The sequence below is a fragment of the Caballeronia grimmiae genome (assembly GCF_000698555.1).
Lineage (GTDB): Bacteria > Pseudomonadota > Gammaproteobacteria > Burkholderiales > Burkholderiaceae > Caballeronia > Caballeronia grimmiae.
In genome coordinates this window covers 127,185-153,744 of sequence record NZ_JFHE01000003.1, presented here as the reverse complement: position 1 = coordinate 153,744, position 26,560 = coordinate 127,185, and the positions used below count along the sequence as shown (strand labels likewise).

Annotated in this window: 24 protein-coding genes and 1 tRNA gene; 16 read left to right on the top strand and 9 right to left on the bottom strand. The window is 65.5% G+C overall.

Features of this window, described 5'->3' with window-relative positions; all coding sequences use genetic code 11:
- Nucleotides 1-55 precede the first annotated feature (55 nt).
- The 3 genes from BG57_RS05015 to BG57_RS05005 are packed head-to-tail and all read left to right on the top strand — an operon-like array spanning nucleotide 56 to nucleotide 3,326.
- The gene (locus tag BG57_RS05015; protein ID WP_035960646.1) at nucleotides 56-1,666 is read left to right on the top strand and encodes a UbiD family decarboxylase; all 1,611 of its coding nucleotides are present in this window, start codon (nucleotides 56-58) and stop codon (nucleotides 1,664-1,666) included.
- Nucleotides 1,663-2,658, top strand: coding sequence for an asparaginase (locus BG57_RS05010; protein ID WP_035960645.1), 996 nt, complete (start codon nucleotides 1,663-1,665; stop codon nucleotides 2,656-2,658). The genes BG57_RS05015 and BG57_RS05010 overlap by 4 nt, the downstream gene beginning before the upstream one ends.
- The gene (locus tag BG57_RS05005; protein ID WP_035961135.1) at nucleotides 2,658-3,326 is read left to right on the top strand and encodes a LysE family translocator; all 669 of its coding nucleotides are present in this window, start codon (nucleotides 2,658-2,660) and stop codon (nucleotides 3,324-3,326) included. The genes BG57_RS05010 and BG57_RS05005 overlap by 1 nt, the downstream gene beginning before the upstream one ends.
- Nucleotides 3,327-3,335: 9 nt before the next feature.
- On the opposite strand, the gene BG57_RS05000 is transcribed toward BG57_RS05005, so the two are convergent.
- The 3 genes from BG57_RS05000 to BG57_RS33305 form a co-directional block, all read right to left on the bottom strand.
- Nucleotides 3,336-4,301, bottom strand: coding sequence for a threo-3-hydroxy-L-aspartate ammonia-lyase (locus tag BG57_RS05000; protein ID WP_035960644.1), 966 nt, complete (start codon nucleotides 4,299-4,301; stop codon nucleotides 3,336-3,338).
- Between the two features lie 132 nt (nucleotides 4,302-4,433).
- Nucleotides 4,434-4,760: a hypothetical protein gene (locus BG57_RS04995; RefSeq protein ID WP_035961133.1), complete on the bottom strand. Its 327-nt coding sequence runs from the start codon at nucleotides 4,758-4,760 to the stop codon at nucleotides 4,434-4,436.
- A 346-nt stretch (nucleotides 4,761-5,106) separates the two neighbouring features.
- A complete protein-coding gene (locus tag BG57_RS33305) occupies nucleotides 5,107-5,433 on the bottom strand; it encodes a hypothetical protein (protein WP_167569244.1) in 327 nt (108 codons plus the stop codon).
- Nucleotides 5,434-5,925: 492 nt separating this feature from the next.
- Between BG57_RS33305 and BG57_RS04990 the strand changes: the two genes are divergently transcribed.
- The 3 genes from BG57_RS04990 (at nucleotide 5,926) to trmB (ending at nucleotide 7,441) form a co-directional block, all read left to right on the top strand.
- On the top strand, nucleotides 5,926-6,486 hold the full coding sequence (locus tag BG57_RS04990) for a YggT family protein (RefSeq protein ID WP_035960642.1): 561 nt from the start codon (nucleotides 5,926-5,928) through the stop codon (nucleotides 6,484-6,486).
- Between the two features lie 60 nt (nucleotides 6,487-6,546).
- A tRNA-Gly gene (locus tag BG57_RS04985) sits at nucleotides 6,547-6,621 on the top strand.
- An 85-nt stretch (nucleotides 6,622-6,706) separates the two neighbouring features.
- Nucleotides 6,707-7,441 carry a tRNA (guanosine(46)-N7)-methyltransferase TrmB gene (gene trmB / locus BG57_RS04980; protein ID WP_035960641.1) on the top strand — a complete coding sequence of 245 codons (735 nt, stop codon included), beginning with the start codon at nucleotides 6,707-6,709 and terminating at the stop codon, nucleotides 7,439-7,441.
- A 64-nt stretch (nucleotides 7,442-7,505) separates the two neighbouring features.
- Here the strand turns inward: trmB and BG57_RS04975 are convergent, their stop codons facing one another.
- The 3 genes from BG57_RS04975 to BG57_RS04965 all read right to left on the bottom strand — a co-directional run bounded on the left by BG57_RS04975 (nucleotide 7,506) and on the right by BG57_RS04965 (nucleotide 9,320).
- Nucleotides 7,506-8,339, bottom strand: a complete 834-nt coding sequence (locus BG57_RS04975; RefSeq protein WP_035960639.1) for an undecaprenyl-diphosphate phosphatase — start codon at nucleotides 8,337-8,339, stop codon at nucleotides 7,506-7,508.
- 62 nt (nucleotides 8,340-8,401) lie between these two features.
- Entirely contained in the window at nucleotides 8,402-8,989 is a 588-nt protein-coding gene (locus tag BG57_RS04970; protein WP_035960638.1) for a DUF1439 domain-containing protein, read from the bottom strand.
- A gap of 49 nt (nucleotides 8,990-9,038) precedes the next feature.
- Complete coding sequence (locus BG57_RS04965; protein WP_035960637.1) at nucleotides 9,039-9,320, bottom strand: YkgJ family cysteine cluster protein; 282 nt, start codon at nucleotides 9,318-9,320, stop codon at nucleotides 9,039-9,041.
- A gap of 122 nt (nucleotides 9,321-9,442) precedes the next feature.
- Between BG57_RS04965 and hemN the strand changes: the two genes are divergently transcribed.
- From hemN to BG57_RS04915, 10 genes are all read left to right on the top strand, one after another.
- Nucleotides 9,443-10,834 (top strand): oxygen-independent coproporphyrinogen III oxidase, encoded by a 1,392-nt coding sequence (gene hemN / locus BG57_RS04960; RefSeq protein ID WP_035961131.1) that lies wholly within the window; start codon nucleotides 9,443-9,445, stop codon nucleotides 10,832-10,834.
- A gap of 221 nt (nucleotides 10,835-11,055) precedes the next feature.
- Entirely contained in the window at nucleotides 11,056-12,435 is a 1,380-nt protein-coding gene (locus BG57_RS04955) for an amidase (RefSeq protein ID WP_035961129.1), read from the top strand.
- Between the two features lie 129 nt (nucleotides 12,436-12,564).
- Nucleotides 12,565-13,083, top strand: a complete 519-nt coding sequence (locus tag BG57_RS04950) for a disulfide bond formation protein B (RefSeq protein WP_035961127.1) — start codon at nucleotides 12,565-12,567, stop codon at nucleotides 13,081-13,083.
- A gap of 238 nt (nucleotides 13,084-13,321) precedes the next feature.
- Nucleotides 13,322-14,827 (top strand): xanthine dehydrogenase small subunit, encoded by a 1,506-nt coding sequence (xdhA, locus tag BG57_RS04945; RefSeq protein ID WP_035960636.1) that lies wholly within the window; start codon nucleotides 13,322-13,324, stop codon nucleotides 14,825-14,827.
- Entirely contained in the window at nucleotides 14,824-17,184 is a 2,361-nt protein-coding gene (gene xdhB / locus BG57_RS04940; protein WP_035960635.1) for a xanthine dehydrogenase molybdopterin binding subunit, read from the top strand. The genes xdhA and xdhB overlap by 4 nt, the downstream gene beginning before the upstream one ends.
- A 49-nt stretch (nucleotides 17,185-17,233) precedes the next feature.
- Entirely contained in the window at nucleotides 17,234-18,247 is a 1,014-nt protein-coding gene (gene xdhC / locus BG57_RS04935) for a xanthine dehydrogenase accessory protein XdhC (protein ID WP_035960632.1), read from the top strand.
- A 22-nt stretch (nucleotides 18,248-18,269) separates the two neighbouring features.
- The gene (locus BG57_RS04930) at nucleotides 18,270-19,292 is read left to right on the top strand and encodes an adenosine deaminase (protein WP_035960631.1); all 1,023 of its coding nucleotides are present in this window, start codon (nucleotides 18,270-18,272) and stop codon (nucleotides 19,290-19,292) included.
- A gap of 30 nt (nucleotides 19,293-19,322) precedes the next feature.
- Entirely contained in the window at nucleotides 19,323-20,693 is a 1,371-nt protein-coding gene (locus BG57_RS04925; RefSeq protein WP_035960630.1) for an NCS2 family permease, read from the top strand.
- Nucleotides 20,694-20,722: 29 nt separating this feature from the next.
- Nucleotides 20,723-22,051: a guanine deaminase gene (guaD, locus tag BG57_RS04920; RefSeq protein ID WP_035960629.1), complete on the top strand. Its 1,329-nt coding sequence runs from the start codon at nucleotides 20,723-20,725 to the stop codon at nucleotides 22,049-22,051.
- A gap of 115 nt (nucleotides 22,052-22,166) precedes the next feature.
- Nucleotides 22,167-22,604: a hypothetical protein gene (locus tag BG57_RS04915; protein WP_308743611.1), complete on the top strand. Its 438-nt coding sequence runs from the start codon at nucleotides 22,167-22,169 to the stop codon at nucleotides 22,602-22,604.
- Here the strand turns inward: BG57_RS04915 and BG57_RS04910 are convergent, their stop codons facing one another.
- From BG57_RS04910 to aepX, 3 genes are read right to left on the bottom strand one after another with little or no spacing between them, the layout of a single operon-like run.
- Nucleotides 22,605-23,669, bottom strand: a complete 1,065-nt coding sequence (locus tag BG57_RS04910) for a 2-aminoethylphosphonate aminotransferase (RefSeq protein WP_035960628.1) — start codon at nucleotides 23,667-23,669, stop codon at nucleotides 22,605-22,607.
- The gene (gene aepY / locus BG57_RS04905) at nucleotides 23,669-24,847 is read right to left on the bottom strand and encodes a phosphonopyruvate decarboxylase (RefSeq protein WP_035960626.1); all 1,179 of its coding nucleotides are present in this window, start codon (nucleotides 24,845-24,847) and stop codon (nucleotides 23,669-23,671) included. Before aepY ends, BG57_RS04910 begins: the two co-directional genes overlap by 1 nt.
- Nucleotides 24,840-26,543: a phosphoenolpyruvate mutase gene (gene aepX, locus BG57_RS04900; protein WP_035960625.1), complete on the bottom strand. Its 1,704-nt coding sequence runs from the start codon at nucleotides 26,541-26,543 to the stop codon at nucleotides 24,840-24,842. The genes aepY and aepX overlap by 8 nt, the downstream gene beginning before the upstream one ends.
- Nucleotides 26,544-26,560 lie beyond the last annotated feature (17 nt).

The following is a 26,560-nucleotide window of genomic DNA, read 5'->3' as shown; positions in this document are numbered from 1 at the left end:
CCGTCCCGCTTCCCGGCTTCTCTGGTAGCGGCCTCGAGTCTTCAATCGACCATCGATGAAATATAAAGATCTGCGCGACTTCACCGCCCGCCTCGAAGCGCTCGGTGAACTGCGCCGCGTCCGCCAGCCTGTCTCCCCCATCCTCGAAATCACCGAACTTTCCGATCGCGTTCTCCGCTCGGGCGGCCCGGCCTTGCTGTTCGAAGCGCCGGCTGGTCACACGATGCCGGTGCTTGCCAATCTGTTCGGCACGACGCGGCGCGTGGCGCTCGGCATGGGTATCGAAACGCAGACGACAGCAGGCGCGAACGCGGAACTCGGCAGCGATACCGCCGCGCTCGATTCCCTGCGCGACGTCGGCCGTCTGCTGTCCGCGCTCAAGGAGCCGGAGCCGCCGCGCGGCCTGAAGGACGCCGGCAAGCTGCTGTCGCTCGCGAAAGCCGTGTGGGATATGGCGCCGAAATCCGTGAGTTCGCCGCCTTGCCAGGAAATCGTGTGGGAAGGCAACGACGTCGATCTGGCGCGCCTGCCGATTCAGACCTGCTGGCCGGGCGACGCGGGACCGCTGCTCACCTGGGGGCTCACGGTGACGCGCGGGCCGAACAAGCCGCGTCAGAATCTCGGCATCTACCGTCAGCAGCTAATCGGGCGCAACAAGCTGATCATGCGATGGCTCGCGCATCGCGGCGGCGCGCTCGACTTCCGCGAGTTCGCGCTCGCCAATCCGGGCAAGCCGTACCCGGTGGCGGTCGTGCTCGGCGCCGATCCCGCGACGATTCTCGGCGCGGTCACGCCCGTGCCCGATACGCTCTCCGAATATCAGTTCGCCGGTCTGCTGCGCGGCTCGCGCACCGAACTGGCGAAGTGCCTGACGCCGGGCGTCGACACCTTGCAGGTGCCGGCGCGCGCGGAAATCGTGCTGGAAGGCTTCATCTATCCGCAGGAAGGCGCATTGCCTCCGGCGCCGGAAGGCGCACCGCCGCGTCCGGCGACCGGCGCCGCCGCGCGCTACGAGCACGCGCTCGAAGGGCCGTATGGCGATCACACCGGCTACTACAACGAGCAGGAGTGGTTTCCGGTCTTCACGGTCGAGAAGATCACGATGCGGCGCGACGCGCTCTTTCATTCGACGTACACCGGCAAGCCCCCCGACGAACCGGCCGTGCTCGGCGTCGCGCTGAACGAAGTCTTCGTGCCGCTGCTGCAGAAGCAGTTCCCCGAAATCACCGACTTCTACTTGCCGCCCGAAGGCTGCAGCTATCGCATGGCCATCGTGCAGATGAGGAAGAGCTACGCCGGCCATGCGAAGCGCGTGATGCTGGGCGTCTGGAGCTTCCTGCGACAGTTCATGTATACGAAGTTCATCGTCGTGGTGGATGAAGACGTCAACGTGCGCGACTGGAAGGAAGTCATCTGGGCGATCACCACGCGCGTCGATCCCACGCGCGACACGGTCATGGTCGACAATACGCCGATCGACTATCTCGACTTCGCATCGCCGGTGGCGGGCCTGGGATCGAAGATGGGACTCGACGCCACCAACAAGTGGCCCGGCGAAACGCATCGCGAATGGGGGCGGCCGATCGTGATGGATGCCGCCGTCAAGCGGCGCGTCGATGCGCTGTGGACCGAAATCGGTCTCGACGATGCGGGGAGCAACGCATGATCGCGGCGACGCTCTATCGTGGAAACGCCATCGAGAACACGCACCGGGCGCACGTCGCCGTCGTCGATGCAAATGGCGACGTGCTGCATGCGTTCGGCGATCCGCATCGCATGACGCTGCCGCGCTCGGCCGCCAAACCGGCGCAGGCGCTTGCGATCATGGAGACGGGCGCGCTCGAGCGCTTCGCTTTCGACGACGCCGATCTCGCGTTGATGTGCGGCTCGCACAGCAGCGAGCCGCGCCACATCGACCGCGCCCGCGCGATGCTCGCCAAGGCCGACGCGCACGAAGCCGATCTGCGCTGCGGCGGCCATCCGCCGATTTCCGACGCCGTCTATAAGGACTGGATTCGTCGCGACTTCACGCCGACGCCCGTGTGCAGCAACTGCTCGGGCAAGCACGCCGGCATGCTCGCCGCGGCCCGCGCGATGAACGCGCCGCTCGACGGCTACCACTTGAGCGCGCACCCGCTGCAAGCCCACGTGAAGCGGACGGTGGCGCACGCGGTCGATGTGCCCTCCGATGAAGTGCAATGGGCCATCGACGGCTGCAACCTGCCGACGCCCGCCTTCCCGCTCGACCGGCTGGCGCGGCTGTACATGAAGCTCGCCGCTGCGCCCGACGATTCGCCGCTCGGGCGCATCCATCGTGCGATGACGACGTATCCCGAACTCGTCTCCGGCGAGGGCCGCTTTTGCGAGCGGCTCATGCGCGCGTTCGGCGGCGCGGTCGTCGGCAAGACCGGCGCGGATGCGAGCTATGCGATCGGCGTGAAGCGTGCGGAAGGCGCGCTCGGTATCGCGTTAAAAGTGGAGGACGGCAACCTTGCCGTCATGCACGCGATCGTCGCCCACGTGCTGCATCTGCTCGGCATCGGCACGCCGGAACAACGCGCGGCGCTCGACGACTTCCGCCATCCGCCGATGCGCAACACGATGGGCGTCGAAACCGGACGGCTCGACGTGACCCTGACACTGACCGGGCAGCGATGATGCATTCCTGGTCGTTGATGTCGGACGGGTTCTTCCTGTCGCTGTCGCTGTGTCTAGATATCGGTATCGCGAACGTCGCGATCATCTCGCTCGCGCTGTCGCACGGCTTCAAGCCGGGACTCGTGCTCGGACTCGGCACCTGCTTCGGCGATCTGCTCTATGCGGCGCTCGCGCTCGCCGGCATGTCGGCGTTGCTGCAGTTCGAAGCCGTGCGATGGGTCGTGTGGATCGGCGGCGGCATCGTGCTGCTGATGCTCACCTGGAAGATGGCGCGCGAGGCGCTGAAGCCCGAGACCGCGCCGCCCGTCGCCGGCGAAGCGGACCCGCACGCGCCGCGTCAGAGCCACCTGAAAAGCTTCCTGCGCGGATGCCTGCTCGCGGTATCGTCGCCGAGCGCGATTCTCTGGTTTGCGGCGGTCGGCGGCGCGCTGATCGCGAAGGCCGGCGCGACGAGCACGGTAAGCGCATCCGTCTTCCTGCTCGGCTTCTTCTGCGGCGGGCTCGGCTGGACCATCTTCATCTGCACGCTTGCGAGCCACGGCCGCAAGCGCGCCGGCACGCGCCTGCTGCGCGCGTGCCACGTGCTGTCGGCGGTGCTGTTCGCTTACTTCTCGTATAGCGTGATCGTCGACGGCTACCGCGATCTCATCGTCCACGCGGCATCGTGACGATCGCGCTTACGCGATGAACTGCGCGAGCCGCGCCAGATCGACGTTGCCGCCGCTCACGATCACGCCGACGCGCTTGCCCTCCACCGGCACGATCTTTTGAAGCACCGCCGCCGCCGCGAGACAGCCGGTCGGCTCGACGACGATCTTCATGCGCTGCGCGAAGAAGCGCAGCGTGTCGATGAGCTGCGCATCGCTCACGGTGACGATGCGGTCGACATGCTTCTGGATGATCGGAAAGTTGTATTCGCCGACATGCGTCGACGCCGCGCCATCGGCGATGGTGCGCGGCACGTCGATATGCACTATCTCGCCGCGCGCGAGCGACTGCTGCGCGTCGTTGCCCGCTTCGGGCTCCACGCCGATCACCTTGCACGACGGCGACAACGCCGCCGCCGCGAGCGCGCAACCGGCGATCAGCCCGCCGCCGCCGAGACACACGAACAGGTAATCGAGCGGCCCGGTTTCCTCGATCAATTCCTTGGCCGCCGTGCCTTGCCCCGCGATCACGTGCGGATGGTCGTACGGCGGAATCAGCGTCATGCCGCGCTCCTCGGCGAGCGCGCGGCCGATTTCCTCGCGATTCTGCGTGTAGCGGTCGTACGTGATGACTTCGCCGCCGTAGCCGCGCGTCGCTTCCATCTTGGCGGCGGGTGCGTCTTCCGGCATGACGATCGTCGCCCGGATGCCCGCCAGCTTCGCCGACAACGCAATGGCCTGCGCGTGATTGCCCGATGAGTACGTGATTACGCCGGCCGCGCGCTGCGCGTCGTTGAAATGAGAGATGGAGTTGTATGCGCCGCGGAACTTGAACGCGCCCATGCGCTGGAAGTTCTCGCACTTGAAGAACAACGACGCGCCCGCGATTTCGTCCGCCGTGCGGGACGTGAGGACGGGCGTGCGATGCGCGAAACCCTCGATGCGGCGGGCGGCATCGGCGACATCGTCGAAAGTCGGAGAAGAAAGAGTGGGCATCGGACCGAGCGTGATGTGAAGGATCCACCATTCTCCGCAGTTCCGGTGCGAACCGGAATAGGCTGGCCGCGCCGCACATAAAAAAACGCAAGTCCCGGACGGGACTTGCGTTATCGGTTCGCGCGGCGGCGATTACCTGTGATAGCCACCATAGCCGCCATAGCCGTGGCGGTAATAGCCGTGCTGGCGCCAATACGGACGGCCATAAGGGCGGCCATAGTATCCATACGGATAACCGCCAACGACGACCGCAGGCGGCGGCCCGTACACGACCGGCGGCGGGGGCGCCATATAAACGGGCGCGGCCGGGGCGACATAGACCGGCGCAGGCGGCGCCTGATAAACCGGATACGCCGGCACCCCGATGCCGACACCAATCGATACTCCGCCCGCTTGCGCCGCACCTGCCGCGCCGAGCGCGATTGCACCAACGACCAGAAGACCACTGAGCTTTTTCACTTTCTTTCTCCTCGCCGCTTTCACCGGCCATCCGGCGCGCGACGTCACAGGATCAATTTTACGAAAAAACCGGGGCGGTGCTTAAACCATGTGTTGCAAATTGCAAGTTCTTACGCGCACTCCGGTCGAGCGCCAGCCACTACGCGAGCGCGCTTCGCCGATGCGTACGCCCTGGCCGGGCGCTCGCCCCTTTTGTCGATCCAGTGTGCTTCCGCAGCGGGTAACGTCTCATTACAAATCAGCGTTCGGTAATTGAAAAGCCCCGCCGAACGTGAGGTCCAGCAGGGCTTTTAATGTTTTACGCTAACTCGATTATCGGTCTCAGCCGACTTTCACATAAGCGAATTCACGCGATACGTTCGGCGGAACGTAAGCCCCGCCAATGACGACACGCGGCGTCAAGCGCTTCTTTTGATCCCACCAGCGGCGGCGTTGAGCCTGACTCAAGAACCGCAGATGCTTTCGATAAGCGAAAATGCTCATGCGACCTCCGAACGTAGCGAATAAAAATCTTGAGGAAACGCATCCATTTATGACCTGAGGTGGTTTCCCGTTGAATTCCGTCTTCTCTTAAGTATTTCGCGTCCTGTTCGTCCATCAATGTACGCAAGGGAACCAAAACCCGCGATCGACGTGTGCTGAACCACATTTCAGCAGTAACCATGCCGATCATTAAAATCGATTTCTAATTGCGGGGCGGGTCTTGTGTCGTTTGCTGTCATCGTATCGTGGCACTTTTCGCTTTTCGAGACAGTATCGCTTTGACAACATCAGGGTTTTCCGATGATGCCAGCGCCCCACGCACGTGCTTGCAGTCAGCTTTCACCGAGTCATGGCACAATCGCTGCCGCCTGTTCGCGAACGCTCCCCAAGCGGCGCGCAAGCCATGTTAAGGTGACGTCCGGCGCCCCACCGGCATTGACGGTGGGCGGGGAACGCAAGCCGCCGGCCGGCGAGGACTTCGGCATGACATTCAGCTCAGAGAACGAACAATGAACAAGGTCAGCCTTCACGACTCGCACGGTCTCGCACATCGCATCGCCCGAGCACATCGGCTTCGCGCGCCCCGCTAGCGGCATCGCCCTTTCGCTTCTTTCTGGCTTTCTTTTGCTTTTCCGACCCCGGCGCGGCGCGTATGCCGCGCATGTTTCCAAGAGGACCCGAGATGTTCGGCGATATCGCCCGTTTTCTGCTCAACACCGTTTTCACCCTCTTCGGCGCGGCGCTTTTGCTGCGGGCCTGGATGCAAGTCGTGCGCATGCCGCCATACAACCCGGTATCGAATGCCGTGATGCAGGCGACGAACTGGATCGTGCTGCCGCTGCGCAAGATTCTGCCGGGCGGGAAGATCGACTGGGCGAGCATCGTCGCGGCGTTTATCGCAGCGGCGGTCTATGTGACGCTGATGGTCGTGCTGGCGGGCGTCGACCCGACGCTGATGGCGCCCATGCTCTTGCTCGTCGCGGTGCTCACCGTCGTCAAGTGGGCGCTGAACCTCATCATCTGGATGACGATTCTGATGGCGCTGCTCTCGTGGCTCAATCCGCAATCGCCGGCGATGCCCCTGCTCTTTCAGATCACCGCGCCGTTTCTGGATCCGCTCCGGCGCATCCTGCCGCGCCTGGGCGGCATCGACCTGTCGCCGATCCTGCTGTTCGTGATCGTGCAGGTGTTGCTGATGGTGGTGACGCGCCTCGCCGTCTCGATGACGCTGTTCGGCATCTGAGTCCGCCGCGCCGCCGCAATTGCGCGGCGGCGGTTCTTGCGCTTACAATAGCCGACTCACGCGGGCGTCGTATAATGGCTATTACCGTAGCTTCCCAAGCTACTGACGTGGGTTCGATTCCCATCGCCCGCTCCAGCATCACAGTGAAAGCCGCCTTCCGTCATCGAGGCGGCTTTTTAGTTTCCCGCGCAGCATTCCCGCATCCGCATTCAATCTCGCCATGAATCACGATTCCCAGGACGACGACAACGCCGCCGGTCAACTCGCAGAGGGCGTTGAATCGACGCTGCATCATCGCCGCATTCGCAGCTTCGTCACGCGTGCGGGCCGCGTGTCGCCGGGTCAGCAACGCGCGATCGACGAGCTCAGTCCGCGCTTCGTCGTGCCGTACACGCCCGAACTCGCCGATTGGGACGCCGTCTTCGGCCGCCACGCGCCGCGCGTGCTGGAAATCGGCTTCGGGATGGGCGCGACGACGGCGGAAATCGCCGCCGCGCGTCCGGGCGACGACTTCATCGGCGTGGAAGTGCATGAGCCGGGCGTCGGCGCGCTGCTGAAGCTGATCGGCGAGCAGCAACTCGGCAACATCCGCATCCTTCAGCACGATGCCGTCGAGGTGCTGGAACACATGATCGCGCCCGAGAGCCTCGACGGCGTTCACATCTATTTTCCCGATCCGTGGCACAAGGCGCGTCATCACAAGCGCCGCCTGATTCAGCCGAAATTCGTGTCGCAGCTCGTCTCGCGGATAAAGCCGGGCGGCTATCTGCATCTGGCGACGGACTGGCAAAACTACGCCGAGCAGATGCTGGAAGTGCTGTCGGCCGAGCCGGCGCTCGAAAATACCGCCGACGGTTATGCGCCGCGGCCCGACTATCGCCCGGTGACGAAGTTCGAGCAGCGCGGATTGCGTCTCGGACATGGCGTCTGGGACCTGCTTTTCCGGCGCAAGTAACGCGTGCATCAACGAAAACGCCACGGCAAGCCGTGGCGTTTTCACATGCGCGATGGGCGGCGAATCAGTCCGCCCAGCTCAGCCCGCCGCTATATCCGACGATCAGAATCAGCAGCCCGAAGCCGATCCGATACCACGCGAACGCCGTGAAATCGTGTGACGCGACGTAGCGCAGCAGCCACCGCACGCAGATGAAGGCGCTCACGAACGCCGACACGAGGCCGATTGCGAACAGCCCGAGATCGTCGACGGTCAGCGTGCGCCAGTACTTCGCCATCTCATAGAGCGTCGCGCCGAAGATGATCGGAATGGCGAGGAAGAACGAAAACTCCGTCGCCGCGCGCCGGTCGAGACCGAACAGCATCCCGCCGATGATCGTCGCACCGGAACGCGACGTGCCCGGAATCAGCGCGAAGCATTGCGCGAGGCCGACCTTGAAGGCGTCGGCGTAAGTGAGGTCGTCGACGGAATGCACGCGCGGCGGCACCGCGCGGTCTCGCTGGCGCGCTTCCGCCCACAGAATGACGATACCGCCGATGATCAGCGCCACCGACACCGGCACCGGCGAGAACAACACCGCCTTGATCTTCTTCTCGAGAAGCAGCCCGAGCACGATGGCGGGAATGGTCGCGATGATCACGTTCACCGCGAAGCGCCGCGCGTCGGGCCGCGTCGGCAAACCGCTCACGATGGAGCCGATCTTCGCGCGGTATTCCCAGCAGATCGCGAGAATCGCGCCGAACTGGATAACGACATCGAACGTCTTCGCCTGGGCGTCGGTGAAATTCAGCAGACTTCCCGCAACGATCAGGTGCCCGGTGCTCGAGACCGGCAGGAATTCGGTCAAGCCTTCTACAACGCCCAGAACGAGCGCCTTCAACATGAGAATCCAGTCCATCCGTCAGCCCTTGTTAGCTGTTTTCGCTGTTGGCGTGGAGCAAAGCGCGCGAAGATTTCGACTCACTTCTCGACGATCTGAACGCGTATGCCGTTTGAAAGGACTGTGATTGTACCGGGTTCGTAAGAAACACCGGCAAACTGCAATTCTTCGGGCTTGAACGTGTAGATCGGATAGCGGTCGAGCAACTGCGCGGCAAGCAGCGCGCCGGCGGCCGCAATCTGTTGGTTGTACTGCGCAGCGTCGCCAGTCAGCTGCGAGTCGTCAACTGTCGGCGACATGAGAATGACCGAGCGGCTCGGGGCATCGTAGGCGAGTTGCGTCGACAGCGTGAACGCGCCGTTCACGGGATTCGGCATGAAAGGCGTGGAGAGTCGCGCATCGACATGCACCGTCACGCGATTGCGATCCGCCGCCATGCCGACGACCGGATTGCTTAGTACGACATCGAAGATCTGCCGCGCCGTGCGCTGCAGCGGAAACTTGCGCGCGACGGCTTCCTGCACCTGCTTTTGTTGAAACGTGTAGTGATCCGGAATAAACGGAAAGATGGACGCGGCCCGCGCCGCCGATGCTAACGCGCACACCGGCAAGGCGGCGAGCCCGGCCAGCACGATCCGGCGCCGACGCGGCGCGACGGGGTATGTCATGCGGGGTTTCCTCGATTCGATGTTGGAACGGTGCTTGGACAGGCGAACTTCATTGCGGTTGCGTCTCGACCTCAAGCCGCGCGAGCCATGCGATGGCGTACTCGCGCGTGTCGCCGCACATTTCCGCGGAAGGTTGCAGCCCGCCGCAGCAGCCTGGCCGGCGCGCATCGCCGAAGATCTTGCAGCGCAGGTCGCCGTCGAGCTGAACGCACGGCTCGCCCGCGCGCTTGCCGCCGGGCATGCCGGGAATCGCGCTCGTGATGGAAGGCGCGATGCAGCAGGCGCCGCATCCTTCGCGGCAGGCATGGGCTGAGGAAGACTGCAAGGGCATGGCGATAGAAAAAGGACAGCCGGCGAAGCCGTCATTGTCCCACGCCCGCGCGGGCTGCGACGTTATCACGCAACGCCGGTTTGCCTGCGCTCGCTAAACTCGGCGCAACGCATAGGCTCGCCATGACACCCGTCGACACTCTCTTCCGCCCGGACCTGCTCGCCCGCTACGACGCACACGGCCCGCGCTACACGTCGTACCCCACCGCCGTCCAGTTCACGGATTCGTTCGATCCCGCGCATTACTTCGAAGCAGCCGCAACCGGCGGCGCATCGGCGGATTTGTCGCTGTACTTCCACATTCCGTTCTGCGACACCGTTTGCTTCTATTGCGGATGCAACAAGGTTGCGACGAAGAATCGCGCGCACGGCCGGCCGTATCTGGATCGCATGAAGCGCGAGCTGGCGATGCAGGCCGCCTGCTTCGACACCGCCCGTCCCGTCACGCAGCTTCATTGGGGTGGCGGCACGCCCACGTTCCTGTCTCACGACGAAATGGCCGAACTGATGGCCGAGACAGCCGCGCATTTCAATCTCGTCGCGGACGAGCGCGCCGAATATTCAATCGAAGTCGATCCGCGCGAGGCGTCGCCGCAGACCATCGCGCTGTTGCGGCAACTCGGTTTCAACCGGCTGAGTCTCGGCGTGCAGGACTTCGACGAGCGCGTGCAGCAGGCCGTCAACCGCATCCAGCCCCGCGCGATAACCGAGGACGTGATGCGCGCGGCGCGTGACAACGGCTTCCGCTCGGTGAGCGTCGATCTGATCTACGGCTTGCCGCATCAGAGCGTCGAGAGCTTCACGCGCACGCTCGATGCGATCATCGCGCTCGCGCCGGACCGCGTGTCGGTGTTCGGCTACGCGCACATGCCGTCGCTCTTCAAGATGCAGCGTCAGATCGACGAAAGCGCGCTGCCGTCCCCCAACGTGCGGCTCGCGATCCTCAGGCGCGTAATCGAGCGCATGAGCGACGCGGGCTATGTGTACATCGGCATGGATCACTTCGCGCTGCCGGGCGACGAACTCGCGCGCGCGTACGAAGCCGGCACGCTCCAGCGCAATTTCCAGGGTTACAGCACGCACGCCGACTGCGATCTGATCGGCATCGGGGCGTCGTCGATCGGCAAGGTCGGCAATGTGTATGCGCAGAACGCCCGCGAACTACCCCACTACGCCGCCGCCATCGACGCCGGCCAGTTCGCGATCAGGCGCGGCGTGCGGCTTTCCGCCGACGACCTCCTGCGCCGCGACGTCATCATGCGGCTGATGTGCGGCGGCACGCTGCGTTTTGGCGACATGGAAGCAGCGCACGGCATCGCGTTCGCGGACACTTTCGCCGATGAACTCGCGCGCCTCGCGCCGATGGCCGACGACGGCCTCATCGACATCACCGGCAACGCCATTCGCGTGCTTCCCGCAGGACGGATGCTCGTGCGCAACGTCGCATCGGTATTCGACCGCTATCTGGGACAAGCGGGCGTCGCGACGCTCAAGCGCTTCTCGCGCACCATCTGAAGCCAGAAATACGTGACGGCCTGCGCACGATTACGCCGTTGCACGCGTATTTATTACTGCGCTGGCTTAGAATGACAGCCACCTTCGGCGCCCGGCCGCAGCCCTGGCTGACGACCGCGCCCGCCCTTACACCGCCGATGCGCCCGCTCGAAGCGACGCATCGGACGCCGACCGGCATGCGTGAAGCGAAGCCTGCCGCCGGCAAGCTACTGCCCGACGCCATGCCAACCACTTCGCCGCAGTTCGCCCCGCTTGCCCTCCTCGCCGCCGACCTGAAATGCGGCCGCACGACCAGCCGCGCGCTGATCGAAACGGCGCTCGAACGTATCGCCGATCCGAACGGCCAGGGCTCGACCGTCTTCACGCACGTCGATGCCGACCATGCCCGCGCCGCCGCCGACGCCCACGATGCGCTGCGCCGCGCCGGGACCGTGCTGTCGCCGCTTGCGGGCATCCCGGTGTCGGTGAAGGACCTGTTCGATATCGAAGGCCAGGTAACGCGCGCCGGATCGCGCGTGCTGGCCAACGCCGCGCCCGCGAAAGCCGATGCCGTCGCCGTCGCGCGGCTGCGGCGGGCCGGCGCGGTGATCGTCGGGCGCACCAACATGAGCGAATTCGCGTTCTCGGGGCTCGGCCTGAATCCGCACTACGGCACGCCGCGCTCGCCGTATCGCGCCGACGTGCCGGGCGATGCGCGCATCGCGGGCGGATCGTCGTCGGGCGCGGCGGCATCGGTGGCCGATGGCATGGCGGCCGTCGCGCTCGGCACCGATACCGGCGGCTCCATCCGCATTCCGGCGGCGCTCTGCGGGCTGACCGGCTTCAAGCCGACCGCGAGCCGCATCCCGAAACAGGGCGGCATTCCCCTTTCGAAGACGCTGGATTCGTTCGGGCCGATCGGCGTGTCGGTCGCGTGCTGCGCGCTCGTCGATCGCATTCTCGCGGGCCGCGAGCCGGATGTCCCCGCCACGCGCCCGCTCGACGGCGTGCGCCTCGGCGTGTTGACTCATTACGTGACGGACGGCGTCGAAGCGCCGGTCGCGCAGGCGGTGCAGGCGGCCATCAATCATCTGGCGGCCGCGGGCGCGCTCGTCGAAGACGTCCGCTTCGCCCCGCTCGACCGCCTGCCCGAATTGAACCGCTTCGGCCTCGTGTCGATCGAAGCGTATGCGTGGCATCGCAAGCTGATTGCCGAGCACGCCGCCGAATACGACCCGCGCGTGCTCGCCCGTCTGATGCGCGCGGAAACGGCGAGCGCCGCCGATTACATCGAACTCTGCGAAGCGCGCGCCGCGATGATCGAGGCCGCGCGCACGACGCTCTGGCAGCGCTTCGACGCCATCGTCTGCCCGACCGTGCCGGTGCTGCCGCCGCGCATCGCGGAGCTGGAAGGCGACGACGAGCTTTTCAACCGGACCAACGCGCTGATTCTGCGCAACCCGACCGCCTTCAATTTTCTCGATGCATGCGCGCTGTCGCTGCCGTGCCATCCGCGTGGCGGCGCGCCGGTCGGTCTCATGCTCGCCGGCGCGCCCAACAACGACGACACGTTGCTCTCGATCGGCCGCGCCGTCGAAGCCGTGCTGGAAACGACGCGCTGAACGCGCTGTCCCGTCTCACCCGCGCCCTCGGGCGATCGCGCTAGAATTCCTGCGCGAATCCCCGAGGCTTAGGGCACTTTTTTCTCGAATCGTTGCGTAATAATGAACAACCATCTACATCACTTCACGATGCACGAGGATGACCGCGTCCTGCGACGCGAGCGCCGGCTTCTCACGCTGCTCGGCTTCGTGTGCCTCGGGCTCGTCGGCGGTGCGCTGTATCTGCAGTTCTTCCACGGCGAAGACCCCTGCCCGCTGTGCATCATCCAGCGGTATTTCTTCGTGCTCGTCGCGGTGTTCGCGTTTCTCGGCGCGGGTCTGAACGGCTGGCGCGGCATAGCGGTGCTCGAAACGCTGGTCGCGCTGTCGGCGCTCGGCGGCATCGCCACGGCGGTGCGGCACGTCTACGTGCAGGCCCATCCGGGCTTCAGTTGCGGCTACGATGCACTGCAGCCCGTCGTCGACGGCCTGCCGCCCGCGCGCTGGCTGCCGCAAGTGTTCAAGGTCGCCGGGCTGTGCGAAACGCCGTATCCGCCCATCCTTGGACTGACGCTGCCGCAATGGTCGCTCGTGGCGTTCGCCGTCATCTTCGTGCTCGTGGCCGCGAGCCTGCTTTCCAAACGCAAGCTGCGCGCCGCCACGCGCTGATTCGCCCCTCCTGCGCGGGCCATCCGGCGCCCGCGCACACCGCTTCCCCCGCTTTTCGCTTCCCCGCATCAGCGCTTCCGCATAACCTAGATACCGTCCCAATAATATTTTTGGGATATTGCGGTGCTATGGTCGAGGCTGGATGGCGATCTACGTGCGCGCAGTCCGTTTGGCCGGTGCATGACCGGCAACGGAAACCGCGTAACGCGCGCCCGGTCCGCAATGTCCCTGCTCGCCCATGACAACGCAAACCATCCGCTTCTTCTGGCGCGGCGCCGTCCGCGAAATCGCCGACGCGCCGCCCACCCGCACGGTGCTTCAGCATCTGCGCGAAACCGAGCTATGCACCGGCACCAAGGAAGGCTGCGCGGAAGGCGATTGCGGCGCGTGCACGGTCGTCGTCGGCGAACTGGGCGAGACCGGCGAACTCGCGCTCAAGGCCGTCAACGCGTGCATCCAGTTCCTGCCGACGCTCGATTCCCGCGCGCTGTTCACCGTCGAGGACCTGCGCGGCGCGGATGGCGCACTGCATCCGGTGCAGCAGGCGCTCGTCGATTGCCACGGCTCGCAGTGCGGCTTCTGCACGCCGGGCTTCGTGATGTCGCTGTGGGCGCTGTATCACGCGCATCCCGCCGATGCCGGCCCGCCTTCGCGCGATGAAATCGCCACTGCCATCTCGGGGAATCTGTGCCGCTGCACCGGCTATCGGCCGATCGTGGATGCCGCCGAGCGCATGTTCGACCCTCCGCGCCCGCCGTTCGATCGCGAGGCGGTCAGAACCGCGCTGGCCGGCTTGCGCCGCACGCAGACCTTCGAATACCGGTCAGGCTCCAGCACGTATCGAGCGCCCGTCACGCGCGCCGACTTCGCGCGCTTGCGGGCGGAGAATCCGAACGCGCGGCTGCTCGCGGGCAGCACCGACATCGGCCTGTGGGTCACGAAGCAATTCCGCGATCTGGGCGACATCCTGTTCATCGGCAATGTCGACGAACTGAAGCGCATCGAGCGCGACGCGCGGCATCTGACGATCGGTGCGGCGGCATCGCTCGAAGACGCGTATGCGGCGCTTGCCGTCGATTACCCCGAGCTCGCGGAGTTGTGGACGCGCTTCGCATCGCGGCCGATCCGCAACGCCGGCACGCTCGGCGGAAACGTCGCCAACGGCTCGCCGATCGGCGATTCGATGCCCGCGCTCATCGCGCTGAACGCCGAAGTCGTCCTTCAACACGGCGACGCGACGCGCACGCTGCCGCTCGATGCGTTCTACCTCGCCTATCAGAAGACCGCGCTTGCGGCGGGCGAGTTCGTCGCGGCGATCCGCGTGCCGCGCCCGGCCGCCAATTTGCGATTCCGCACCTACAAGGTATCGAAGCGCTACGACCAGGACATCTCGGCCGTCTGCGCGGCTTTCGCGATCCGGCTCGATGACGCAGCGCGCGTGACGGACGCGCGCATCGCGTTCGGCGGCATGGCGGCGACCCCGAAGCGAGCGGCGAGCACGGAAGCCGCGCTGATCGGCCAGGACTGGACCGAAGCCAGCGTGCACGCCGCGATGAACGCGCTCGACAGCGATTTCCAGCCGCTCACCGACATGCGCGCATCGAGCGCGTATCGCGCGAAAGTGGCGCGCAACGTGCTGTTGCGCTTCTATCTGGAGACGCGTGCCGACACGCCACTGGCGCTCGCTGAAATCAACGCGTTCGCCTACGGCGCGCACGCATCGGCCGCCGAGGAGCAGCCATGAACAAGGTGAGCGAGCCCGTCGGACTGAACGCCGCCGCGCAACAGGCCGCCGGCGCGGCGCTGCCGCACGAATCGGCGGCGCTGCACGTGAGCGGCGAAGCCATCTATACCGACGACATCCCCGAGCTGCGCGGCACCCTGCACGCGGCGCTCGGACTGTCGCGGCACGCGCATGCGCGCATCGTTTCGCTCGATCTCGACGCCGTGCGCGCCGCGCCGGGCGTGATCGCGGTTCTGACCGCTGCCGACATTCCCGGCGAGAACAACTGCGGCCCGGTGCTCCACGACGATCCGATCTTCGCCGCCGGCGAAGTGCAGTACCTCGGCCAGCCGGTGTTCGCGGTCATCGCCGAGACGCACGATCTGGCGCGCCGCGCCGCCGCGCTCGCCCGCAGCGAGGACGTCGTGCGTTACGAGCCGCTGGAGCCCGTGCTGACGCCGCAGGAAGCCAAGACGCGCAAGCAGTTCGTGCTGCCGCCGCTGCATCTGAAGCGCGGCGATCCGGAAGCCCGCATCGCGGCAGCGAAGCATCGCATCGCCGGGGAATTCGAAGTCGGCGGACAGGAACAATTCTATCTCGAAGGACAAGTCGCCTACGCGGTGCCCAAGGAATCGCACGGCATGCTCGTCTACAGTTCGACGCAGCATCCGAGCGAGATGCAGCAAGTCGTCGCGCACATGCTCGACTGGCCGTCGCACGCGGTCGTGTGCGAGTGCCGGCGCATGGGCGGCGGCTTCGGCGGCAAGGAGTCGCAATCGGCGGTGTTCGCCTGCGTGGCGTCGCTGGCGGCGCATCTCTTGAAGCGCCCGGTCAAGCTGCGCGCCGATCGCGACGACGACTTCATGATCACCGGCAAGCGTCACGACGCGGTCTACGAATACGAAGCGGGCTTCGACGACGACGGGCGCATCACCGGCGCGCGCGTCGAAATCGCGCTGCGGGCGGGCTACTCGGCAGACCTGTCGGGCGCGGTCGCGACGCGGGCGGTCTGTCACTTCGACAACGCGTACTACCTGAGCGATGTCGATATCCGCGCCTACTGCTGCAAGACGAACACGCAGTCGAACACGGCGTTTCGCGGCTTCGGCGGTCCGCAAGGCGCGCTCGTGATGGAAGTGATGCTCGACGAAATCGCGCATCGCCTGAAGCGTGATCCGCTCGACGTGCGGCGCGCGAATTTCTACGGCATCGGCGAGCGCGACGTCACGCCGTACGGCCAGTCCGTCGCCGATAACGTGCTCGCCCCGCTGACCGATGCGCTGATCGCATCGAGCGATTACGCCGCGCGCCGCGCCGCGATCGCCGCGTTCAATGCGACGAGCGCCGTGCTCAAGCGCGGCATCGCGTTCACGCCGGTGAAGTTCGGCATCTCGTTCAACGTGCCGTTCCTGAACCAGGCGGGCGCGCTCGTGCACGTCTACAAGGACGGCTCCGTGCTCGTGAATCACGGCGGCACGGAAATGGGCCAGGGCTTGAACACGAAAGTGGCGCAGGTCGTCGCGAGCGTGTTCGGCATCGGGATCGCGCGGGTGCGCGTGACGGCCACCGATACGTCGAAGGTCGCCAATACCTCCGCGACGGCGGCATCGACCGGCAGCGATCTCAACGGCAAGGCCGCCGAAGACGCCGCGCTCGCGATCCGCTCGCGGCTCGCCGAACTCGCCGCGAAGCATCTCGGCGGCGCGGCGGCGGACGTGCGCTTCGGCGGCGGCGTGGTCGAAGCGAACGGCGGACAGATGCCGTTCGATCAGCTCGTCGCGGCCGCTTATCTCGCCCGCGTGCAATTGTGGTCGGACGGCTTCTACGCGACGCCCAAAGTTCACTGGGACGCGAAGACGCTCACCGGCCATCCGTTCTATTACTTCGCGTATGGCGCGGCGGTGTCGGAAGTCGTCGTCGATACGCTCACCGGCGAATGGAAGCTCCTGCGCGCCGACCTGCTGCACGACGCGGGCCGCTCGATCAATCCGGCCATCGACATCGGGCAAGTGGAAGGCGGCTTCATTCAGGGCATGGGCTGGCTCACGACCGAGGAACTGTGGTGGAACCGCGATGGCCGGCTGATGACGCACGCGCCGTCCACGTACAAAATTCCCGCCGTCAACGATACCCCCGCCGCGTTCAACGTCGCGCTGTACCGCAACGACAACGCCGAGCCGACGATCTTCCGCTCGAAGGCGGTCGGCGAGCCGCCGCTGCTGCTCGCGTTCTCGGTGCTGCTCGCGATCCGCGCCGCGATTGCGGCCACGGCGCCAAACGCGCCAGACGCGCCGAAGCTGCGCGCGCCCGCGACGCCGGAAGCGATTCTGGACGCGCTCGATGCGCCCGGCTTCGAGGCGCAGGCGAGCGCCCGGTAAACTAGCGCCTGCGACGACGCAAACACGATCCTTTCCCGGAGCTCCACCGATGCAAGTTTGGCTGACCGACCTGCAACACCTGCTCGCGCACGGCGACGCCGCCGTGCTCGTGACGGTCGCGCGTGTCGAAGGCTCCGCGCCGCGCGAGCCGGGCACGAAGATGATCGTCACGCGTGAGGACGCCCGCTACACCATCGGCGGCGGCCATCTCGAATGGAAGGCGATCGAAACCGCGCGGCAAGTGCTGAAGGACGGCATGCACATGCAGCGCATGCGCCGGCTCGAGCGTTTCGCGCTCGGCCCGAGCCTCGGCCAGTGCTGCGGCGGCGCAGTCGTGCTCGCGTTCGAGCGGCTCGACGTGTCGGACCTGAACTGGGTGACGTCGCTTGCCAAACGCACGGCGCAAGGTCTGTCGACCGTGCGCAGCGTTTCATTCGCGCCGATGCCCGACGCGGTGATGCTGTCCGATCCCGAGCCGGGCGCGGAAGACACCGACTGCCTGTTGTGGGACGGCGCGGGTTTCGATGAAAGCGGTGCATTGCTCACCGAAACCATCGCGCCGCGCGACTTCAAGGTGGTGCTGTTCGGTGCGGGTCACGTGGGCGCGGCGCTGGTGCGCGTGCTCGCGACGCTGCCGTGCCACGTCGTCTGGGTCGATGAACGCGACGCCGCTTTTCCGGCTGCGCCCTTCGTTCCCGCGAACGTGACGATCGAGCCGAACGACGCGCCCGACGAAGCCGTCGACAACGCGCCGCCCGGCACGTATTTCATCGTGATGACGCACAACCATGCGGTCGATCTCGTGCTCGCCGAGCGCATCCTCGCGCGCGGCGACTTCGCGTTCTTCGGCATGATCGGCTCGCATACGAAACGCAGGCAGTTCGAGCACCGGCTGGCGGCGCGCGGCATCGACCCCGCGCGCATCGGACGGATGGTGTGTCCGATCGGCATCGACGGCATCGTCGATAAAGCGCCCGAAGTGATCGCCGTCGCAGCGGCAGCCCAGCTGCTGCAGGCGGTCGAAGCCAATATGGCGCATGCGTCGTCGCACCAAACCGTTTAACTGCCCCAACCACAAAGCCCCCATGAATCCCACACTCGCCGACAAGATCGCGCACGCGCCGAAGGCGGAACTGCATATCCATATCGAAGGATCGCTCGAGCCCGAGTTGATCTTCGAACTGGCGAAGCGCAACAACGTGAAGCTCGCGTACGACTCCATCGAAGCCCTGCGCGCCGCCTACGCATTCACCGACCTGCAGTCGTTCCTCGATATCTACTATGCAGGCGCAAGCGTGCTGCTCACCGAGCAGGACTTCTACGACATGACGATGGCCTACGTCGAGCGCGCGCTCGAGGACCACGTCGCGCACACGGAAATTTTCTTCGATCCGCAGACGCACACCGAGCGCGGCGTGTCTATCGCAACGGCCGTCGCGGGCATCGAAGGCGCGCTAGCCGAAGCAGAGACGCGCGGCCTGAGTTCGCGCCTGATCCTGTGCTTCTTGCGCCACCTTTCCGAAGAAGACGCGCTCGCCACGTTCGACGAAGCGCTGCCGCTTTTCGACAAGTACGCGCACCGGCTGATCGGCGTCGGGCTGGATTCGTCGGAGCGCGGGCATCCGCCGTCGAAGTTCGAGCGCGTGTTCGCGAAGGCGCGCGAACGCGGGCTGAAGCTCGTCGCGCATGCGGGCGAGGAAGGCCCGCCGTCGTATGTCTACGAAGCGCTGGATCTGCTGAAGGTCGATCGCGTCGATCACGGCGTGCGCAGCATCGAGGATGCGCAGCTCGTCGCGCGTCTCGCCGACGAACGCATCGCGCTCACCGTTTGCCCGCTGTCGAACCTTAAGCTCTGCGTGTTCGACGACATGACGAAGCACACGCTGAAAGACCTGCTCGACCAGGGCGTCCGCGTGATGATCAATTCCGACGATCCCGCCTACTTCGGCGGCTACGTCAACGCGAACTACTTCGCCGTCGTCGATGCGCTCAAGCTCTCGGATAAAGAGGTCTACACGCTTTTGCGCAACAGCCTGGAAGCATCGTTCGTCAGCGCCGAGGAACGCGACGGGATGATCGCGCGCCTCGACGCGCACTGGAAGCAATAACCGCATCAACCTGCACTACATAGAAACAAGATGGATACCACAGTCACCACACAACGCGACACCACCGCGCTCGAGCGCTTTTTCGGCATCCGCGCGGCGGGATCGCGCACGAAGACGGAAGTCGTCGCGGGCATCACGACCTTTCTCACGGCGATGTACATCATCGTCGTCAATCCCGGCATCCTTTCGCAGGCCGGCGTGCCGTTTCCCGCCGCGCTGACGGCCACCGTCATCGTCAGTTTTCTCGGCAGTTGCGCGATGGGCCTCTATGCGCGCAATCCGGTGCTCGTCGCGCCCGGCATGGGCATGAACGCGCTCTTTGCGTTCGTGATGGTCCACGGCGGCAAGATGCCGTGGCAGACCGCGCTCGGCTGCGTGTTCTGGGCCGGCGTGATCTTCGCGATCCTCGCGCTCTTCAACGCGCGCAAGCTCGTCGTCGATGCGATTCCCGCGAACCTGCGGCATGCGGTGTCGTGCGGCATCGGCCTCTTCATCAGCCTGATCGGGCTGGTGAACGCGAAGTTCGTCGTCGGCGATCCGGTCACCATCGTGCATTCGGCATCGCTCAATCCGGTCGTCATCACGTTCCTCATCGGCCTCGCCGTCACGACGATTCTCGTCGCGCGCAAGGTCACCGGCGCGCTGATGCTCGGCATCGTGTTCACGACGATCATCGCAATTCCGATCGGCCGTGTGTGGGGCGACGGCACCGCGTACTGGCCCGCCGCGATCGCCACCAAAACGCTCGTCAACTGGAACGGCCTCATTTCCGCGCCGGACTTCTCGGGCATCGGGCAACTGGACCTGCTCGGCGCGCTGAAAGTGGTCTACTGGCCTTTCATCTTCGTGATGCTGTTCACGTCCTTCTTCGATGCGCTCTCCACCTTCATGGCGATTTCCGAGGCGGGCAAGCTCTACGACGAGAACGGCAATCCGCGCAACATCCGCCAGTCGATGACGGTCGACGCCTTCTCCGCGCTCATCTCCGCGCCGCTCGGCACGAGTCCGGCGAACGCGTACATCGAATCGGCGGCGGGCATTTCCGCGGGCGGCCGAACGGGGCTCGTCGCGGTCGTCGCCGGCCTGTGCTTCCTGCCGTTCCTGTTTCTGTCGCCGCTGCTGTCGCTGGTTCCGGCGATCGCGACCGCGCCCGCGCTGGTGCTCGTCGGCGTGTTCATGATGGAAGCGATCACGAAGATCGAATGGCATCGCTTCGATGAAGCCATTCCCGCCTTCCTCGCGATGATCCTGATCCCGCTCACGTACTCGATCACGGATGGCGTGGCCTACGGCTTCATCGCTTTCGTCGTGCTGAAGGCGGCCACGGGACGCGCGAGGGAAATCAAGCCGGCGATGTGGGTCATCGCGGCATTCTCGATTGTGCTGCTTTCGCAGTTGTAGACATCATTAGAAACCGGAGACGTTGCACCATGACTCAGACCGCCTACCGCGCCCAGTTGCTGACCTTTCGCGATGACCCCGCGCATGCCGCCGACGGCGCGGTGTACGAGGCCGACGGCCTTTTGATCGTCGAGGACGGCAAGGTAAGCGCGGCCGGCGCGTATGCGTCGCTGCGCGACACGCTCAGGCCGGATGCGACCGTCCACACGATGCGCGACAAGCTGATCGTGCCGGGCTTCATCGACTCGCACATTCACTATCCGCAGACGGACATGATCGCGTCGCCGGCATCGGGCTTGTTGCCGTGGCTCAACACGTACACGTTTCCGGTCGAACGCGGCTTCGAGAACGCGACGATCGCGAGGGAAACGGCGAGCTTTTTCCTCGATGAACTGCTCGCCTGCGGCACGACGACCGCGTTCGTCTACTGCACGGTGCACAAGCAATCCGCCGATGCGTTCTTCGCCGAAAGCGAGTCACGCAATCTGCGCATGGTCGCGGGCAAGGTGCTGATGGATCGCAACTGCCCCGAATTTCTGCGCGACACGGCGCAATCCGGCTACGACGATAGCGCCGAACTGATCGCGCGCTGGCACGGACGCGGACGCCAGCACTACGCGTTGACGCCGCGCTTCGCCCCGACATCGACGGAGGCGCAGCTCGAAGCGTGCGGCGCGCTCGCGCAGAAGCACAACGACGTGTTCATCCAGAGCCACGTCGCCGAAAACACCGACGAGATCAAGTGGGTCGAGAGCCTCTTTCCGGGGCATCGCAGCTATCTCGACATCTACGACCATTACAACCTTCTGCGGCGGCGCGCGGTGTACGGCCATTGCATCCATCTTGACGAGACGGACCGCCAGCGCATGGCGGAAACCGGCGCGGTGGCGTCGCATTGCCCGACATCTAACCTCTTTCTCGGCAGCGGCTTGTTCGACTTCGAGAAGGCGGGCGCGGCGAACATGCCGGTTGCACTGGCGACGGATGTCGGCGGCGGCACGTCGTTTTCGATGCTGCAAACGATGAACGAAGCGCACAAGGTCGCGCGCCTGACGGGCCATCATCTGACCGCGACGCGCATGTTCTGGCTCGCGACGACGGGCGCGGCGCGCGTGCTCGATCTCGACGACAGGATCGGCACGCTCGCGGCGGGCAGCGAAGCGGATTTCGTCGTGCTCGATCCGGCCGCGACGCCGCTGCTCGCGCGGCGCACGGCGCGGGTGGAATCGCTCGAGGAACTGCTGTTTGCGTTCGCGCTCCTCGGCGACGATCGCGCGGTGTTCGAAACGTATGCAGCAGGAAGACGCGTTCATTCGCGCGACAAGCGCAACACGGCGAAGCTGGAACTGGCGGCCTGACGCGCGCCTTTACAACGGCTTCGCGACGGCGCGACGGTATTTCTCCATCGCGCGGCTCATGCAGATTTTCTGCGTTGTCGTTAAAGTGCCTGATGCCATTCACGTCGCTTAAGCCATGATGCTTGCCGCTCGACTCTCTCGCCTGGCCGTGCCGTTCGCGTTCACCGCGTCCGCTTCGCTCGCGCACGCGACGGCCATCGAATCGCAGCTCGACTGCAAGTCCACGCCGCATGACTTCATCGCGCCGCTTCAGAAAGAAGGTCTGCTCGAAAAGAAAGCGATGCGCGTCGAGCCGAATTCGATCAACGCGTTCAAGCCGGTGAAAGGCACGGTGATGACCGCCTACGGCTTCAAGGTCTACGCGCTGGTGGCATATCAGAAGGACGATCCGCTCTTCAGGCAAGGCAAGGGCGAACCCATCGGCGATGCGGCGTATGGCGCCGTCGTGTGGGGCGGGGACGACGAAGTGGAGCAGCGCGTGCGCGAGGCGGGCAGCGACGCGGTGGTGCACCACGTCGCGCCTTTCATCACTGCTATTTTCTGCAAGCCCTGATCAGCGCAGAAGTTCGCCGACCGCCGCGATCAGCCGGTCCATGTCGGCTGCATCGAGCGCGCCCATCGTCGAGATGCGGAACAGGCTCTTCGACAAACCGCCCTGCCCCGCATAGATCACGAAGCCTTTGGCCTTGAGCACATCGTGCAGCGTCTCGTATGTGACGCCTTGCGGCAGCCGGTACGCACGCAACACCACCGACGATTCCTCCGGCGGCAACGCACTGTCGATCCCGAGCGCAGCCAGCCCTGCGCGCACCTGCTCGGCAAGCGCCGCATAACGCCGATGCCGCGCGCGCCAGCCGCCCTCGTCCTCGAACTCGCGCAGTGCTTCGACGAGCGCATAGTACGCATGCACCGACGGCGTGAACGGCGTATTGCGCTGGTCCTGCAGCTTCGCGAGCCGCGCGATGCCGAGGTAATAAGTGCGGCGCGCGGCCTTCTCCAGCGCATCGCGCCGGACGATCACGAACGCCGCGCCCGGCACGCCGTGCAGGCACTTGTTCGCCGTCGCCGCGACCGCGACGATGCCGCCGCCGTCGAAGTCGATCGCTTCCGCGCCGAAGCTGCTGACGGCATCGACGAGCAGCCCCACCCCGCGTGTGGCGCACGCGCGAGACAGCGCATCGATGGCGTTGAGGCGGCCAGTCGTCGTTTCGTGGTGGATGATCGCGACGTGCGTGAACGCTCGGGCGTCGATCATCGCGACGATCGCGTCGATGTCGGGCGCCTGCATCCAATCGTATTTCACGACTTCATGCTCGATGCCGTACTGCTTCGCGATCTGCGCGATGCGGTCGCCATACACGCCGTTCTCGACGACGAGCAGACGCCCGCCTTCCGGCACGATGCCCGCCACCATGCATTCGACGGCGGCCGTGCCGGAGCCGGTCATCAGCACGGCCGTCCACTTCGCGGGATCGAGCTCGTATGCGGCGACGAGACGCTTTCTCGCCTCGTCCTGGAGATCGAAGAACTCGGGCTCGCGGTGGCACAGGTCCGTTTGCAGAAGGCTGTTGCGCACGCGCTCGGTCAGCGTGACGGGGCCAGGATTGAGCAGCAGCATCAGCGTTCTCCGATATGTCGTTGCAGGCGCGCGCGCACGTCCTCGGGCGTGATCTTCGGGCGCGGCAGGTCGGCGGGCGTGCCGGTGCCGATCGACAGCCGGGCAAAGCGCGCGCCTTCGGGTGCGTCGGCGGCGAAGAGGCGATCGATCACGCCGATGTCGTCGCCATCGAGCGCGATCGCGTAGCCGCACGCCGACGCGATCGACGCGAAATCGACGCCGCGCGAGACGGTCGCCTGTCCGCCGGTCGATTCGTGCGCGCCGTTGTCGAGCAGCAGATGCAGCAGGTTCGACGGGCCGTAGGCGCCGAGCGTCGCGAATGCGCCCATGCGCATCAGCGCGGCGCCGTCGCCGTCGAGCGCGACCACGGTGAGGTCCGGGCGCGACAGCGCAAGCCCGAGCGCCATCGGCGTCACGCAACCCATCGAGCCGACGAGATAGAGCTGGTTCTCGCGGTCGTCGATCGCGTAGAGTTCGCGGCCGCAGAAGCCCGTCGATGCGAGCACGACGGTGGATTCCTTCGGCGTTCTCGCGATCACGCGTTCGAGTGCATCATGGCGCGACACGCGCTCGCCGTCGAAGCGGGCCACCGAAGCCCGCTCGCCGGCAGCGCGCACGCCGGACAAGCCGGTCCGCTTCAACTTATAAGGCGCGACGCTGCCCTTCTGCATCACGAGCGCGTACGGACGGCCCGTGCGGTCCATGTACTCGGTCGCGCGCTCGAGCGCCGGACCGATCGCATCGCTCTGCGTCGGAAACAGCTCCCACGGAATCTCCATCGTGTCGAGCATCTGCGGCGTGATTGGACCCATCAGCGCGTGCTGCGGCTCGTCCGCGACGCCTGGCTGGCCGCGCCACGTGACGATCAGAAGCTGCGGCAGGCGGAACGTCCACGTGAGCGACGTCAGCGGACTCACCGCGTTGCCGAGGCCGGAGTTCTGCATCATCGCGATGCCGCGACGCCTGACCGCGCCCTTTCCTTCTCCCTGAGCCGCGCCCAGCGCGACACCCGCGATCAACGCGACGGCATCGCCTTCATTCGCCGCCGACACGTAGTGCAGCGATTCGTCCTGCAGCACGTAATTGATGAACGGCGTGAGAAACGAGCACGGCACGCCCGCATACCAGTCGAAGCCATGCGCGCGCGCCGCTTCGACGAACTCGGCTGCTTCAATCACGCGCGTTCTCCGTTCCTTCCGAACCGATCGGCGTCTGGCCGTGTGCGAAATCGCCTGCGCGGCGGAAATCGTCCAGATCGTTGACGCCGCGCCAGTGACCGTGCACGTACTGCACTTCCACCTTTTCGCCCGCCGCGATCAGCGCGTTGAGGAGCGCGGCCATGTCGAGCGTGTCGAAGTCGGCGCGTTGCTGAAGCTGCGCGAGTGTCGCGGTGAAACGCTCACGCGCCGCCGCCCGGACGTAGATCAGACCCATCCAGCGGCCTTGCGGCGCACGGCCGCCATTCAACGCCTGGCCCGCGCCGACCACGCTTTCGAGCCACACCTTGTGGCCGAACAGCGCGCGGTCGTCGGCGGTCGAGCAATAGGCAAAGTCCGTTGCGCTCGCCGATGCGCCTGCCTGCGGCGTCTGCGACGAATCGACGACGACGCAGAAGTCGCTTTCCGACTCGACCAGATCGCGCAGGATGTAGCTGCGGAACAGCAGATCGCCGTAGGAGATGACCGTATCGCCGGCGATGTGCTTCGCCGCGCACGCGAGCGACGCGAGTTCACCCGTGGACTCGTGCTTCTCGTTGACGACGAGGCGGATGCCCGACGTGTCGATCGCGTCCGCGCGATATCCGCCCACCACGGTGATGTCGTTGATGCCTTCCTTCTTGAATGCTTCCGCAAGATGGCGCAGCAGCGGCTTGCCCGCGACCGGCAGCATCACCTTGGGACGATCCGCCGTCACCGCTTCGAGGCCCGCGCCGCGGCTCGCGGCCAGCACGACCGCGCTGCGCTTTTCGTTCGCCGCCGTCAGATAGATGTTCTCGGCGGCGGAATATTCGTCCGCGTCCTGCAGTCGGAAGATTTCGTTCACCGATGCGATGCGGTCTTCCACGTTGACGAGCGTCTCGCTGTCGTGGATTTCCTTCGCGATGGCCTGCATAGCCGACACCGCGCCGCGAATCAAATGGTTCGCCCAGATCACGGTGCTGATGCCCGCCTGACGGAACACGTCGGTCGGCGTGCTGTAGTACTTCGTCGGCACGATGACGAGCGGACCGCGCCCCGCCCATTCGCGTGCGAAGGTCAGGATTTCATCGGGCTTCGAAAGCTTGCTGTGAATGAGGATCGCGTCCGCCCCCGCCTGACGGTAGGCTTCCGCGCGCTTCAACGCCTCTTCCATGCCCCACCCCGCGATCAGCGCTTCCACGCGCGCGACGATCGAAAAGTTGGGATCGCTCTGCGAATCCTTGCCGGCCTTGATCTTGCCGCAGAATTCGTCCATATCGGCGAGCGGCTGCGCTTCGCCGTTGATGAAGCTGTTGGTCTTCGGGAACTGCTTGTCTTCGATACACACGCCCGCGACGCCGCGCTGCTCCAGCTTCTTCACCAGACGCCGCACGTTGTTGAAGTTGCCGTAGCCGGTGTCGCCGTCGAGCAAGATCGGGAGATCGCTCGCGTCGGCCATGAATTCGAGGTTGTCGACGACCTGCGTCCAGCTCGCCTCGTTGTTGTCGCGCACGCCGAACTGCGCGGAAATCGAAAGTCCCGAGCCCCAGATGGCCTTGAAGCCCGCTTCCTTCGCGATGCGCGCCGAGATGCCGTTGTGCGCTTCCATCAGGAACTCGAGGCGGTTGCTCGTGAGCATCTCGCGCAGGCGCAGCGTGCGCGAATAGCCAACGGGGATAGTGCGTGGTGCGTTCATTGTCGAATTGCTCCTCT